This window comes from Paraburkholderia fungorum (genome assembly GCF_046027605.1).
In the GTDB taxonomy this organism is placed as follows: Bacteria; Pseudomonadota; Gammaproteobacteria; order Burkholderiales; family Burkholderiaceae; genus Paraburkholderia; species Paraburkholderia fungorum_F.
The window spans coordinates 57792-72588 of the sequence record NZ_JAQQEF010000015.1 but is presented as its reverse complement, the minus strand read 5'-3'; the positions used below and the strand labels follow the sequence as shown (position 1 = coordinate 72588).

At 61.1% G+C, this 14797-nt stretch carries 10 protein-coding genes; 7 read left to right on the top strand and 3 right to left on the bottom strand.

The features are described from left to right. Nucleotides 1-44: 44 nt before the first annotated feature. A complete protein-coding gene (locus PQR53_RS23740; RefSeq protein ID WP_408459214.1) occupies nucleotides 45-1271 on the bottom strand; it encodes a DUF2252 domain-containing protein in 1227 nt (408 codons plus the stop codon). A 450-nt stretch (nucleotides 1272-1721) separates the two neighbouring features. On the opposite strand from PQR53_RS23740, the gene PQR53_RS23735 reads away from it, so the two are divergent. After that, complete coding sequence (locus PQR53_RS23735; RefSeq protein ID WP_408459211.1) at nucleotides 1722-4439, top strand: hybrid sensor histidine kinase/response regulator; 2718 nt, start codon at nucleotides 1722-1724, stop codon at nucleotides 4437-4439. Here the strand turns inward: PQR53_RS23735 and PQR53_RS23730 are convergent. After that, on the bottom strand, nucleotides 4436-5467 hold the full coding sequence (locus PQR53_RS23730) for a helix-turn-helix domain-containing protein (RefSeq protein ID WP_408459208.1): 1032 nt from the start codon (nucleotides 5465-5467) through the stop codon (nucleotides 4436-4438). The genes PQR53_RS23735 and PQR53_RS23730 overlap by 4 nt on opposite strands. Nucleotides 5468-5738: 271 nt before the next feature. Here PQR53_RS23730 and PQR53_RS23725 point away from each other — a divergent pair, with 271 nt between their 5' ends. Next, complete coding sequence (locus tag PQR53_RS23725) at nucleotides 5739-6440, top strand: response regulator transcription factor (protein WP_408459205.1); 702 nt, start codon at nucleotides 5739-5741, stop codon at nucleotides 6438-6440. Between the two features lie 20 nt (nucleotides 6441-6460). On the opposite strand, the gene PQR53_RS23720 is transcribed toward PQR53_RS23725, so the two are convergent. Beyond that, nucleotides 6461-6832, bottom strand: coding sequence for a response regulator transcription factor (locus PQR53_RS23720; RefSeq protein WP_408459203.1), 372 nt, complete (start codon nucleotides 6830-6832; stop codon nucleotides 6461-6463). Between the two features lie 433 nt (nucleotides 6833-7265). Here PQR53_RS23720 and PQR53_RS23715 point away from each other — a divergent pair, with 433 nt between their 5' ends. From PQR53_RS23715 to PQR53_RS23695, 5 genes are all read left to right on the top strand, one after another. Continuing rightward, the gene (locus tag PQR53_RS23715) at nucleotides 7266-8126 is read left to right on the top strand and encodes a gamma-glutamylcyclotransferase (protein WP_408459200.1); all 861 of its coding nucleotides are present in this window, start codon (nucleotides 7266-7268) and stop codon (nucleotides 8124-8126) included. A 51-nt stretch (nucleotides 8127-8177) separates the two neighbouring features. Beyond that, nucleotides 8178-9206, top strand: coding sequence for a LysR family transcriptional regulator (locus PQR53_RS23710; RefSeq protein WP_408459197.1), 1029 nt, complete (start codon nucleotides 8178-8180; stop codon nucleotides 9204-9206). A gap of 132 nt (nucleotides 9207-9338) precedes the next feature. After that, the gene (locus PQR53_RS23705) at nucleotides 9339-10127 is read left to right on the top strand and encodes an alpha/beta hydrolase (RefSeq protein ID WP_408459195.1); all 789 of its coding nucleotides are present in this window, start codon (nucleotides 9339-9341) and stop codon (nucleotides 10125-10127) included. 190 nt (nucleotides 10128-10317) lie between these two features. After that, nucleotides 10318-11493 carry an efflux RND transporter periplasmic adaptor subunit gene (locus PQR53_RS23700; protein ID WP_408459192.1) on the top strand — a complete coding sequence of 392 codons (1176 nt, stop codon included), beginning with the start codon at nucleotides 10318-10320 and terminating at the stop codon, nucleotides 11491-11493. A gap of 18 nt (nucleotides 11494-11511) precedes the next feature. After that, the gene (locus tag PQR53_RS23695) at nucleotides 11512-14796 is read left to right on the top strand and encodes an efflux RND transporter permease subunit (RefSeq protein WP_408459190.1); all 3285 of its coding nucleotides are present in this window, start codon (nucleotides 11512-11514) and stop codon (nucleotides 14794-14796) included. Nucleotide 14797 lies beyond the last annotated feature (1 nt).

Here is a 14797-nt window from a genome sequence, read left to right as displayed (position 1 = left end):
AAAAATCATAAAAACCCCAACCACCGCAGGCAAAAACCAAACCATTAGCATTCCTCCCGAGCATACCTCCGACAATGCTCCAAATACCCAGCCGCATGGCTACTAACAAGCTCGACAATACTCGTCCAAAGCCACCCCGGCGCATCAAGCGTCTTCGACCGATTCCTCCGCAACTCAGCAAGCCACGCCTTGCGCCCCCCCGCATCCATCTGCCGCGCATGCGCCTTCCCCACCACTAACGCCAGAAACCGCGCAGCTTTCATCGCCTCATCGCGAGTCAACTGCTCAATCGTCAACTTCATATCCTGCGGCAGCAACTCCCGCATCACAACCGCGCGATCCGATAAGCGCGCCGCCCGCATCCGCTCGCCAAGCGAAGGCGATAAATGCCGTGCACCCTCCACCACCCGCTCAGCGTTGTCCCGCGGCATACGCACACCAGGATATCGCGGCGCCGCCGCCTGCGCGGCTTCCTTGATGTCGATCAGGCAGAGATCGTCGCCATCCGCCGCGGCACCGTCGATGTCCAGCAGCACCGCATATCGCAAGCGCCCCAGCGAACTGCATCCCTTGATCCAGTACGCCGCATCGAGCACCTCGACATCCGCGTCCTCGCCACGGCCGCGCAACACCGTCGCGAGTCGCGCCAGCGTTCCCTTCTCGAACAACGCCTCGATCTCGCGCCGCTCACCCTTCGCCAACGGCCAGAAGCGCGGCCCCAGTGGAATGCTCGGCTCGATATCCTCGATCCGTTCCTCCGCCAGATGACGCCACGAACGGCGCACCGCTTCCTTCATCACCACCCTCACCGCTTCAGGCTTCTCCGCATGGATGTCGGCTTCGCCGGCTGCGTCGTCGAAAGAACGCTCGTAGCCGTCCGCCAACGCTTCCATCATGCGCACAGTCGTTACGCCTGGCAGGTCCGAGCCGCGCGCGGCCGTCGCCAATGACAGACCCAGGCGGATCAGATCGTGCGCGGGATTGCCGATCACCGTCTGGTCGAGATCGCGAATTTGAATCTCGACGCGCCCCTGCGCATCGGCCACCGGCCCGAGATTGCCGCTATGGCAATCGCCGCAGATCCAGATCGCCGGACCTTCGGGCAAGGCGTGGCTCTCCATTCCATCGAGCCATTCGTAAAACTTGCTCGTATTGCCGCGTACATACGCGTGGGCCGAGCGTGCCATTCTCGCATTGCGGCGCGTGGTCAAGATCGCCTGGCGTGCGTCCGCCTTAGGCAGTTTGTTTCGTATGATGGTTTTCTTTGGCATCGTGTGTCCGCGTGTATTGAAGTTCAAATCCGGCGTGGCGCCAATCCCACCCTGCACCCCTTGCCGCGAGCGAACACATGCCCAGAGCACGAAACACGCCCGGCCACATCCTCGCCCCGGGACATCATCGTCGGTGGCTCCCGAAGCAGTGAAGTTGCAACGCGGACTGACCCCACACGCTGTTCTTTCCGTTATGCAAACCCTACTCGACCATGTCAGGTAAAAGTTGCCAGGTCCGTTCTACGCATCTCGCGTCTAAACGCGTAAAGCCCACGGGAGCCGGTCCTCAGCATGGCGTTGTGGCCTACAATCGTTGCTGCCGCATGGCTGCTTCGCGCCTGCGGCGCACGCTAGAAGATTCATCCCGCCTCCTGCTGAACATCCACGCGCGTCGTGCGCGCCGGCAGAGTGGGGACATACTCATCGACGTGAACTCTGTGGAGCGCAGCAATGCCATTTCCGGCACATGATCACGGCTGCCCCGGCTGGAACGGGGAAATGGCGCGGCGTATCGGCGATTTCAACTGGGCTGCCACCGACCTCGGCACCATCGAAAGCTGGCCGCGCAGTCTGACCGCCACCGTTCAGATGCTGCTCGCCTCGCCGGTGCCCCTCGTGCTTCTATGGGGCAAACCCGGCTACATGATCTACAACGACGCCTACGCGGTATTCGCGGGCGGACGGCATCCGTATCTGCTCGGCTGTCCGGTCGAACGGGGCTGGCCGGAAGTCGCCGAATTCAACCGGCGCGTGATGCTCACGTGTCTCGCCGGCGGCACGCTGTCGTATCGCGACAAGGAACTGGTCCTGCTGCGCGACGGCAAGCCCGAAGACGTCTGGATGGACCTCTACTACAGTCCGGTCGCCGACGACAGCGGCGCACCCGCAGGGGTCCTCGCGATGGTCGTCGAAACCACCACACGCGTATTGACCGAACGCTGGCGCCAACGTGCCGAAGCGGAGCTGCACGAGACCAACGAACGGCTGCAACTCGCGCTCAACACCGGCGCCGTGCTCGGCACGTGGGTGCTCGACGTGCGCACCGGTACGGTCACGGGTGACGAACGTTTCGCGCGCACGTTTTCGTTTTCACTCGAAGAGGCCGCGCAAGGCGTCCCACTCAACGCCGCGACGCAAATGATCCATCCGGACGACCAGCCGCTCAACGAGCGCACGACGGCCGAAGCGTTGCGCACCGGCCAGCCGTTTCGCGCCGAGTACCGGATTCGTCGGCCCGATGGCGACTATATGTGGGTGCAGGCGAACGGCCAGTGCGAGTTCGACGAACATGGGGAGCCGACACGTTTTCCCGGCGTGTTGATCGACATCCACGAACGCAAGATCGCCGAACAATCGCTGCGTCAGTTGACCGAAACGCTGGAACAGCGGGTCACCGACGCGGTCGCGGCACGCGCGCTCGCCGAAGAGCAGCTACGCCAGGCCCAGAAGATGGAGGCGATCGGCAGCCTCACCGGCGGCGTCGCACACGACTTCAACAATGTGCTGCAGGTGATCAACGGCAATCTGCAGATGCTCGCCGCCGACGCCGACGACGATCCCGCCACGCTGCGGCGTTTGTCCGCCGCGACCGATGCCGTCAAACGCGGCGCGAAACTGGCCGCGCATCTGCTCGCCTTCGCGAGGCGCCAGCCGCTCTCGCCCACCGTGCTGAACCCGCGCCGTCTGCTGGCCGGCATGAGCGAGATGCTGCACCGCGCGCTCGGCGAGACCATCAGGATCGAAACAGTGTTGAGCGACGACCTGTGGCATGTACAGGCCGACCGCAATCAACTCGAAAACGCGCTGCTCAATCTCGCGATCAATGCGCGCGACGCGATGCAAGCCGACGGCACGCTCACCATCTGCGCGACGAACCGCGTGCTGGACCCGGCGTTTTGCCGCGGCAAGCCGGAGCTCTCACCGGGCGAATATGTGGTGTTCTCGGTGACCGATACCGGCACCGGCATGCAGCCCGGCATTCTGGAGCGCGTGTTCGAACCGTTCTTCACGACCAAGCCCAACGGCCATGGCACCGGCCTCGGCCTGAGCATGGTGTTCGGCTTCGTCAGGCAAAGCGGCGGCCATACGGTGATCGACAGCGAAGTAGGACGCGGCACCACCGTCTTGCTGTTTTTTCCGCGCTGCTGCGAGCCGGAAACAGCCGAAACAGTCGATCAAACCGCGACGCCGGGCGGCGGCGGCGAGACGATTCTGGTCGTCGAAGACGATGCGGATGTGCGCCTGACCGCGGTCGAAATGCTCGTTCAACTTGGCTATAAGGTGCTGACTGCATCGAGTGGCGACGCGGCGCTCGAGTTCATCGATAGCGATGTGACGATCGATCTGCTGTTTACCGACGTCGTGATGCCAGGCCAGGTTAAAAGCGTGGCATTGGCGCAGCGCGCGGCAGCACGCTCGCCCTCTGTGCCCACGCTCTTCACCTCGGGTTATACGCGCGACGAGATCGTTCATCACGGCAAGCTCGACGCCGGCATTACGCTACTCTCGAAACCTTACCGGCGTGACGATCTGGCGCGCAAGGTGCGCAGCGTATTGGGCGCTGGAGCCGCCGTTGCGGCCGGCATCGGTGATGGGCGGATCGCTCCTTGCGTGCCACGCACGGTCTACGATCCAACCAGTGCGACCAAAGCGTCGGAGCCGCGCGAATGCCCGCTCGAACCAGGTGCTTCGGAACAGAATCCGCTCGCCGGCACTTCGACGGATTCGTTGGCGGACTCCCTCGCGAGCCGGCCATCGCAGCTATCCAGCACGCCAGCGCGCGTGCTGCTGGTCGAAGACGACGCCGATTCGCGCGACGCGCTCAGTGACCTGCTCGGCGCGTTGGGTCTCGCTTGCACCGCGGTCGCAAGCGCCGAGGAAGCGCTGCCGCTCGTGCCCGCACAACGTTTCGACATCCTCTTCACGGACCTGACGTTGCCGGGGATGTCCGGCGACAACCTCGCGCGCGCGGTGCTGCGCCAGCAGCCGGACATTCGCGTGTTGCTAGTCTCGGGCTACGGCAAGAACGCCCAGATCGGCGACCCGATTCCCGGCGCACGGCTGCTTGGCAAACCACTCGATATCGCGCAGTTGCGGCACGAACTCGCGGAGTGGCTCGACCATACGGAGGTGGCTTCCACGCTCGCGTGCAGGGAACCGCAGCGCTAGGCTCCGCACGCGCGACGCCAGTTGCCCGGTGTCGTCCCCGTTGCCGCTGAGAACGTTCTGGTGAAGTGGCTCTGGTCCGAGAAACCACACGCGGCGCCGATTTCCGTCAGCGATAACGACGTGCCGCGAAGCAGTTCCCTGGCGCGCTGGATCCGATAGGCGCGTAACCACCGGAATGGTGGCATGCCCGTCGTACTGCGAAATGCGTCGATGAACTGGCGCACCGACAGCCCGCACACACTTGCAATATCGCTCAGGCGCGGTTCGACCAGAAGGTCTGCGACGAGCAATTCCTTGGCTATGCGCTCCTGCGTCTTCGAGAGTACCCGGCAGCGCGGAGCGGCCGGCCCGCGAAAGCGGCCGTAAGCGGTGGCGAGCCGCTCATAGATGGCATGGGCGACATGGTCGAAGAAGAGGCTGCCGGCGAGCTCGGGGTCAGCCATTGCTGGGACGAGAGCACGACCCAGATGATGTAGAACAGGATCGATCGCGCGATTGACGTCCTCCAGTTCTCCTACCGGTGGCAACGCGGACCGTTCGCAGAGTTCGTCAAAAGCAGGCCGCGGAATATGAAAAAGTATGCACTCGAACGGGTCCGGCAAGTTGGCCACGGGCTCTTCGGAAAGATGCCCCAGCATGATGGAACCCGGGGCATACGGCTCCGTCGGAACGCGCCGTCCTCGTTTCCATAACTCGGCTCCCCCCGAGTGTTGTAATTGCAAAGAGACGATATACGCATCCTCCATTGGCAATGGCGTGCTCATCCCTAGTCCATGGACGGACGAATACATGTGCGTGGCGCTCAGTTGGGCCGTCTTCAGGCTGGTCGTCGTCAACGTGTGTGCGGTGTCGACGTTGAACAGATGGGCGAACTCCCGCGCATAAGCGCCAGTCGCGACGTTCGAGGTCGCGAGGCGCACTGAGCCGTCAGCGCTGAGCGACGCCGACGAATGCCTGCCCTCACCCATTGATTCCAACTGCTTCGTCCCACCTTCTGGAGAACCAGCTGCTCTGCGCTGCGCTGCCATTGAAGCCTCCAATAACCAGCGGATAGTCCGCCGTGGACCACCGTGCACCATTGTCGCAGGCTTATCGCTTTTCGGCCGATGCTGCTCCTACCGGCAATGCCCGAGGCATTGGCTAAATTACGTAACGCATTTGTAATGTCATGGCTGCGCCGCGTACAAGCGCACGTATTGGCGTTCTATACTTGCACAGTCCAAAGGTGAAAAAATAAGCGAACGTAAAAGCATGCCTGCCAGGGCTTGAATTCAGCTCCAGCGGGAGTGTGGTGGCCAGATGTTTAATGAACTTGTCCCTCTATCCGTGAAGCCTCCTAGCACCGCTGACTGGCACGACGCTGCCGTCTACGTTGTAGACGACGAAGCAGCGGTACGCCGGGCACTTGCAACCCTCATGCGCTCGGTCGACCTGCGTGTCGAAACGTTCTCCTCTCCCGAAGAATTTCTGCAATTCCCGCGCCCGCTGGTGCCGAGTTGTCTCATCCTTGATGTACGGCTGCGCAGTAAAAACGGGCTGACCTTCCAGCAGGAAATCGTGCGGAGCGGACTCCGTATTCCCGTCGTGTTCATGACCGGACACGGTGATATCGAAATGAGCGTCAAGGCAATGAAAGCCGGTGCGATGGACTTCTTCGCGAAGCCATTTCGCGACCAGGACATGCTCGACGCCGTCGGCCAGGCACTTGCGCGGGACGCTGCGCGGCTCGAATCGGAGCGCGCTGTCGCCGGCTTACGCGCTTCTTATGAAACGCTTTCGCCGCGCGAGAAAGAAGTCATGACGTTCATTCTCGCCGGCCTGCTCAACAAGCAGATTGCCTCGGAAATGAAGCTCAGCGAAATCACGGTCAAGGTTCACCGCGGCCAGGTGATGCGCAAGCTGAACGCGCGCTCCATGCCCGACCTTGTGCGCAAAGCCGAATCGCTCGGCATCGAGCCGTTCGAGGTGCGCCACTCACAAGGACCGCATCGCACCCAGTAAGTGCCATCAGTTGCTGGCGCTTACGGAAGGCCCAGCGCAACGGAAAGCCAATGCGTCATCGCAGAAGCCTGAAAAGGCTTCTGAAGAAGAACCAGAGCGCCATTATCGGTAGCTCTTGCTTGCAGCGCCGGCGTTGGATACGCGCTGATAAAAATTGTCGCGGGCGCCGCACCCTGGGCAACCAGGCGCTCGTGCATTTCGACACCCGACATGCCGGACATCCGGATGTCCGAAATCAGGCAGGATGTAGCAGACGCTTCTCCGGACGCAAGGAACGCTTCGGCCGACTCGAAAAGTCGCGCCTCCCAGCCGAGTGAGCGCACAAGGCTGCCAAGCGCGCGACGCACGGCCATATCGTCGTCGACAATGGATACTACAGGCGTTGTCTGCAAAATCGCGGCCCCAACTCTCTCTCAAGGAATAACGGGGCGGTGGTCACGCCCGTCGGTTTATACCTTACAGGCTACCTGACGGCCCGGTCCGGCGCGATGATACGATTGTATAAGCGGGTTGCAGCACAAGCGCCATCCTATACGGACGTATAAGCGCAATGCAGCCTGGACTACTCGTTTTCCCTCGAATCCAGTGTCCACGCACGATCACGTCAGGCCAGCACGTTATACGGCTGTATACCCCGATTACGCCTTTGCGGTATTGCCGCACCCCACCGTAGAATAGATTCCCCCTTCCGCTGTACCTACGCTTCAGTCATCGCGATTAGCGCGCTACTGATGGCAGCACGGTTTTCCGCAATCCTCCGCTGCCATCCTTTTTCTCCGTTGCCGGGCTGCGATGTCTCAGGTGAGAGAGGCGTTCCCGTAAGGGATGCCGACGAAGCCGGGATTGTCGCCTTTGAGTGGTCAAAGCGTCTCCTGTGGGAGTGTTTATCTAGTACTACGCCGCCGTCATACTGTCGCCAACGTGGGGACATATCTTCTGCGGCGCCTCAAACGCCGTCATGCAATGTCCCACGACTTTCAATCTGACGGGGCGATGACGATGTTGACAAGAGAGGCGATTAACTCAGGCGCGTACCTCGAGCACTTCGAGTCGTTGCCGAACCTGTGGACGACGGAGCGAATTCAGAACTCGCTCGCAGAGACCATGCAGGCGAGGCCGGTCGATGCGACAGACACCTGGATTTTCGCCTACGGTTCCCTGATGTGGAACCCGATGATCGAGTTCGACAAACGGCAAATCGCAACGTTGCATGGCTGGCACCGAAGCTTCTGCCTGCGCATGGTCGTAGGTCGAGGCAGTCAGGATGGCCCAGGGCGCATGCTCGCGTTGCGACCGGGCGGGGACACGTATGGCGTGGCGCTGAAGTTGCCGCAGGCGACGTTGGACGAAGAGCTTCGGCTCATCTGGATTCGAGAGATGGTCCTCGGGTCCTACCGGCCAACGTGGGCGTCCGTCACGCTGGACGACGGCACGGAGACGCACGCCATCGCATTCGTTGCGGACGAAAGTCGCGACCAGTTTGAGCCGGATTCGTGTGTGGCGACAGTTGCGCCGCTCATCGGCGCCGCAACGGGAAAGTTGGGAAGCAATACCGATTACCTGCTGAAGCTTCGCGAGGCCCTGATCGAGTGCGGACTGCGGGACGCCTACGTCGAAGAACTCTGCAACGAGATTGAACGTCTGTCGCGCCGAGCTTGCTGCGATATACCCGGCGCATCCGAATGACTGCAGCGGCGCAGAGCGAGCCGCGGAGCGTTATTGCCTTAAGCGAGAATCATGGACAAACTTCAAGCGATGCAGGTCTTCACACGAGTCGTGGACACCAACAGTTTTTCCGGTGCGGCCGACTCCCTGCACATGACGCGTTCGTCGGTGACGACAATTATCCAGGGCCTCGAGGCCTATCTGAAGGTGCGCCTGCTCAATCGCACGACCCGGCGCATCAGCCTCACGCCGGACGGCGCCGCCTACTATGAGCGATGCTCCCGGATTCTCGCCGAGGTCGAAGATTCGGAGAGCTCGTTTTCCCGCGCTTCGGCCCCGCGTGGCAAGCTCAAAGTCGATATGCCGGGTTCAATCGGGCGTCTGCTTGTGGTTCCCGCACTGGACGACTTTCACGCCCGGTACCCGGAGATCGACCTCATGCTTGGCGTCGGCGACAGGGCCGTTGACCTGATTCAGGACAGCGTCGACTGCGCCATCCGCATGGGCCCGATGCAGGACTCCACGCTTGTTGCGAGACGTGTCGGCGTATCGGAGTTCGTCACCGTGGCGAGTCCCGAATATATCGCCCGCAACGGCGAACCTATGTCACTCGCGGAGTTGGAAACGCACACCGCTGTGAACTATTTTTCCAGTCGCAACGGCCGAATAGTCGCGATGGACTTCGTCGTCGACAGCAAACCGGTCGAAGTCCGGATGCGCTCGAAGCTCGCCGCCAACGATGGCGATGCATACCTGCAATGCGGCTTGCAGGGCCTCGGGCTCATTCAGGTTCCGCACTTCCTTGCACTTCCTCATCTTGAATCCGGTGCGCTAATAGAAGTGCTCGGCGAATGGCGACCCAGTCCATTTCCGATTTCAGCGGTGTATCCGCAAAACCGTCATCTGTCGCCCCAGGTTCGCGTTTTTGTCGAATGGGTTGCCGAACTGTTCGAACGCTGCCAATTGCTTCGCGCCGACAACGTGCTCCCGGCTGGTATCGCACAGTACGTCAGGCATCGCCCGCCCTCGACCGCTGCGGGCCTCGTGCTCGAATCAGCACGGGCACAGGACACACGCAGCAGGGATATGGCGCCGCTATAAAAGCCAGCACAATTCGCTGCGACCGAATTGTCTTATCGAAAGTGAGCTGTTTATCCGGGGTCCGGTTATATGCAGAATCAGGGCTTCAAACTGAACCGCATTTAACCGTGGCGCGCATAGCGCCGACTTCCGATGAAAGCCACGCTGGACATCTCCGACATCACGATTGCAGGACATGTGCAAGACATCACGTTGCGCAGTTATCACCCGTCTGCTCACAGTAGTGTGCCAATCGTGCTGTATTTCCATGGAGGGGGATTCGTCAAAGGCTCGCTTGACGAAGCAAGCAAACCTGCTTCGCTCATTGCAGCGCAGATTCCCGCATGGGTCATTGCTGTGGGGTACTCTCTCGCACCCAGATTCCCGTTCCCGGCCGCGACTGAGGATGCGCATCTGGCTCTGGAGTGGGCAGTGACAAACGCACGCGACTACCGCGCGGACTCCATGCGGATCGCCGCAGTGGGCCACGACGCCGGTGGAAACATCGCGGCGGGACTTGCTGCCATTGCGCGCGACCGAGGCGTACGCCGCCTGTCGGGCCAGGCACTGCTCGCCCCCTTGCTCGATCCGAGCATGACCCGGCTGATGGAGGGGCATCACCCCACCAGGAGCGACCTGGCGCCGGAGGACTGCGCGCGCTCATACCGCGCATACCTGCCCAGCGCTAACCAACGCATTCATCCTTATGCCGCGCCGCTCGAATCACGGCGCCTCAGCACCTTGCCGCCGACTCTCATCGCGACGGCGGAACAGGACCTGGTGCGTGCGGACGGCGAGACCTATGCAAGAGAGCTTATTACCGCAGGCGTTCCCGTTGAGATGACGCGACATGTTGGGGTATCCCATGATGAACTCATCGCGTACGCACCGGCACTCACTGACGTGATCGAGTTTCTGCGCAAGCGGCTTGCACTTGAGTGACGCAGCAAATTGTCGCTCCGACAGATACAAAGAAACCACTGTTCGCTACTTTATAACCAGAAACACGAAGCCCATACTTTCGTCAACGCTACGCACCCAGTGATGGATGTAACGCCGAGGCGGCTATGAACTGAAATCCAGACCTGTCGATTTTTTACAGATCACTTTGTATTTATAAGGAATGCTACTCATGCTCACCCATCGCAAACGGCTTACCGTCGCGCTCGGTGCGCTGGCTTTTGTCGGCGCGGCTGCAGGCATTGGCTTCACCCACGGGACCCCATCCGGTCCGGTGAGTGCGGCTCAGGCCGCTGACGCGCCGCCGCCGGCTACCGTAGTTGACGTCGCCACTGTTCTCTCGCAGACCATCACGGACTGGCAAAGCTATTCGGGACGCCTCGAAGCCATCGACCATGTCGAGGTCCGACCGCTCGTTCCCGGCACCATTGTTGCCGTTCACTTCAAGGACGGCGCGCTGGTGAAAAAGGGCGATCCGCTCTTTACGATCGACCCCCGCCCCTACCAGGCGGAAGTTGACCGTGCCGCGGCGCAGGTTGCCGCCGCCAGGGCTCGCGCCATTTATACATCGACCGATGCCGCACGTGCCGACCGCCTGCTCGCCGACAACGCCATTGCAAAGCGCGACTACGACGAAAAGCAGAATGCCTCACGCGAAGCCGCCGCCGGCGTAAAAGCGGCCGAGGCCGCACTGGAGGCCGCTCAGGTGAATCTCGGGTACACCAGGGTCACCGCGCCGGTAACGGGCCGTGTCTCACGTGCCGAACTGACCGTGGGCAACGTCGTTTCGACTGGTGCGAGCGCTCCGCTGCTCACGACGCTCGTTTCGGTGTCGCCGATTTACGCCTCGTTCGATGTCGACGAACAGACGTATCTGCAATACCTGGGCCGTGACCGGAACACGAAGGTACCCGTCTCATTAGGTCTTGCCAATGAAGATGGCTATTCGCGCAAGGGTGCCATTACATCGGTCGACAACCGGCTCGACACGTCATCCGGCACGATCCGCGTGCGCGCCACGATCGACAACGCAGATGGCGCACTCGTTCCGGGTCTCTATGCACGCGTCAAGGTCGGCGGTGGGGAACCGCATCCGGCCATTCTGATTGACGATGCCGCAGTAGGCACCGACCAGGCGAAGAAGTTTGTGCTGGTGGTGGATGGCACGAACAAGGTCGTCTATCGCGAAGTTCAACTCGGTTCCCTGCATGACAACCTGCGCGTCGTGACCTCGGGTCTCAAGGCCGGAGAGCGCATCGTCGTGAACGGCACGATGCACGCCCGTCCTAATGACACCGTCAGCCCGCACGTGGTCAACATGGCCGACGCTGCGAAATCCGAAGCCTGACAGCGCGAGAAGGTCACCATGAACATCTCAAAGTTTTTCATCGACAGGCCAATCTTCGCGGCCGTTCTGTCGGTGGTGATTGTGCTGGCGGGCTTCATCGCGCTGACAAAATTGCCAACGGCCGAATACCCGGAAGTTGTGCCACCGTCGGTTGTGGTTCGTGCCCAGTATCCCGGCGCGAATCCGAAGGTCATTGCCGAGACCGTCGCGTCCCCCATTGAAGAGCAGATCAACGGCGTCGAGAACATGCTGTATATGCAGTCGCAGGCTAACAGCGACGGCAACATGACGACGACCGTGACGTTCAAGCTCGGCACCGACCCGGACAAGGCACAGCAACTCGTGCAGAACCGCGTGTCGCAAGCCATGCCTCGTCTTCCGGAGGACGTGCAGCGACTTGGTGTGAATACCATCAAGTCGTCGCCTACCCTGACGATGGGTGTGAACCTCGTATCGCCGAACGGACGATACGACCTCACCTATCTGCGAAACTACGCGCTTATCAACGTCAAGGACCGGCTTGCACAGGTCCCGGGCGTGGGTGAAGTTGCGATGTGGGGCGCCGGCGACTATTCCATGCGCGTCTGGCTTGATCCGACCAAGGTGGCCCGCCAGAACCTGACGGCAACCGACGTCGTGAAGGCAATCCGTGAGCAGAATGTTCAGGTCGCGGCGGGTATCGTCGGCGGCGCTCCGATGACAACAAACGTTCCGATGCAACTGAGCGTGAACGCCCAGGGTCGCCTGAAGACCGAAGAAGAGTTCCGCAACATCATCCTGAAGACGTCCCCGGACGGCGCAGTGACGCATCTGAGCGATGTCGCGCGCGTGGAAATGGGCGCGGCGGAATATGCGCTGCGCGCGAGCCTCGACGGTAAGCCTGGGGTGCAGCTCATCATCTTCCAGCAGCCCAACGCGAACTCGCTGCAGATTTCGACCGATGTTCGCCGGATCACGGCAGAGTTGCAGAAGGACATGCCCGAAGGCGTTGAGGCCAAGATCGTCTACGACCCGACGCAATTCGTCCGGGAAAGTATCGACGCGGTTGTCCACACCCTCTTTGAAGCTATCGTTCTTGTCGTTATCGTCGTCATCGTCTTTCTGCAGACCTGGCGCGCGTCGCTGATTCCGTTGCTGGCAGTGCCCGTCTCGATTGTGGGCACATTCTCGCTGATGCTGGCATTCGGCTTCACCATCAACGCGTTGTCCCTATTCGGCATGGTTCTGGCCATCGGGATCGTGGTCGACGATGCGATCGTGGTGGTGGAGAACGTCGAGCGGAACATCGCCGCGGGGCTTACGCCACTCGAGGCTTCATACGCAGCGATGCGGGAAGTGAGTGGGCCGATTATCGCCATTGCGCTGACTCTCGTAGCCGTGTTCGTGCCATTGGCATTCATGTCGGGCTTGACCGGTCAGTTCTACAAGCAGTTCGCAATGACCATTGCGATCTCGACCGTCATCTCGGCCTTCAACTCGCTCACCTTGTCTCCCGCGCTTTCCGCCCTGCTGCTAAAGGACCATCACGCGCCCAAGGACAGGCTCACCCGAATCATGGACCGTATTCTTGGACCGTTCTTTAACGTGTTCAACAAGGTGTTCCATCGTGGCTCGGAGGCATACGGCACGGGTGTAGGTGGCATCATCAATCGCAAGGCCGCGATGATGATCGTCTACGGTGTCCTGCTGGGCGGCACGTTCCTGCTCGGCAAGATTGTGCCAGGCGGCTTTGTGCCGGGTCAGGACAAGGACTACCTCGTCAGCATTCTGCAGTTGCCGCCGGGTGCATCGCTGGACCGGACCGAAAAAGTCGTTCATGAGATGGGCATCATTGCCCGCAAGCAGCCGGGTGTCGTCCACTCGCCGGAATTCCCGGGTCTGAACGTTACCGGCCTGATGAATTCGTCGAGTAGTGGCCTGGTTTTTCCGGTCATGAGCCCCTCGAAGGAGCGCAGCAAGGACGAATCAGCAGCAGCGATTGTCGGCAACCTGAACAGGGAATATGCCGGCATCAAGGACGCAATGATTGCGACCTTTCCGCCGCCACCGGTGTCGGGTCTGGGCACGATCGGCGGCTTCAAGCTGCAGATCGAAGACCGCGGCGCGCTGGGCTACGAAACACTGAACAAATCCGTTCAGGCGTTTCTGGCGGCGGCAGCAAAGGCCCCTGAACTCGGCCCGTCGTTCTCGAGCTACCAGATCAATGTCCCGCAGTTGAATGTTGAACTTGACCGCGAGAAGGCCAAGCAACTCGGCGTGAGCGTGACCGACGTGTTCGACACGATGCAGATTTATCTGGGTTCGCTGTATGTGAACGACTTCAACAAATTTGGCCGCGTGTATCAGGTGCGTGCACAAGCTGACGCGCCGTTCCGCACATCGGCTGAAAGCATTCTGCAGCTCAAGACCCGCAATGCGGCCGGTGAGATGGTGCCGCTGTCGTCGCTCGTCAAGGTGACGCCGACGTTCGGTCCGGAGACGGTGATCCGGTACAACGGCTTCCTTGCGGCCGACATCAACGGCGGACCCGCGCCGGGATACTCGTCTGGCCAGGCCATGGCGGCCGTCGAACGCATCGCAGCCGAGACTCTGCCGCGTGGCATCAAGTTCGAATGGACGGACCTGACCTACCAGCAGATTCTGACTGGCAACGCGGCGTTCTGGGTGTTCCCTATCAGCGTGCTGCTCGTGTTCCTCGTGCTCGCTGCCATGTACGAAAGCCTGACGTTGCCGCTCGCCATTCTGCTGATTGTGCCGATGAGCATTCTGTCCGCGCTCTTCGGTGTCTGGCTCACGCGTGGCGACAACAACATCTTCACGCAGATTGGTTTGATGGTGCTGGTGGGGCTATCGGCGAAGAACGCGATTCTGATTGTGGAATTCGCACGCGAGCTGGAAATTCAGGGCCGCACGATTGTTCAGGCTGCCATTGAGGCCTGCCGTCTGCGTCTTCGCCCGATCCTGATGACGTCCATCGCGTTCATCATGGGTGTGATTCCGCTGGTTGTGTCGACCGGCGCTGGCTCGGAAATGCGTCGCGCGATGGGCATCGCCGTGTTCTTCGGCATGCTCGGCGTGACCTTCTTCGGCCTCGCCCTCACGCCCGTGTTCTACGTGCTTCTTCGTAAGCTCGCGGGCGGCAAGCAGCTCACGGACAAACATGGCAAGCATCCGCACACCCACGGTCCGGATGACAACGATGGCGGGCACGGCGGCAATGGTGGGAATGGTGGCAACGGCGGCGCCAACGGCGCTTCAACTGCCTCCGGCGCGAAGGTGCCGGAACCGGCACTGCAGGACTAAG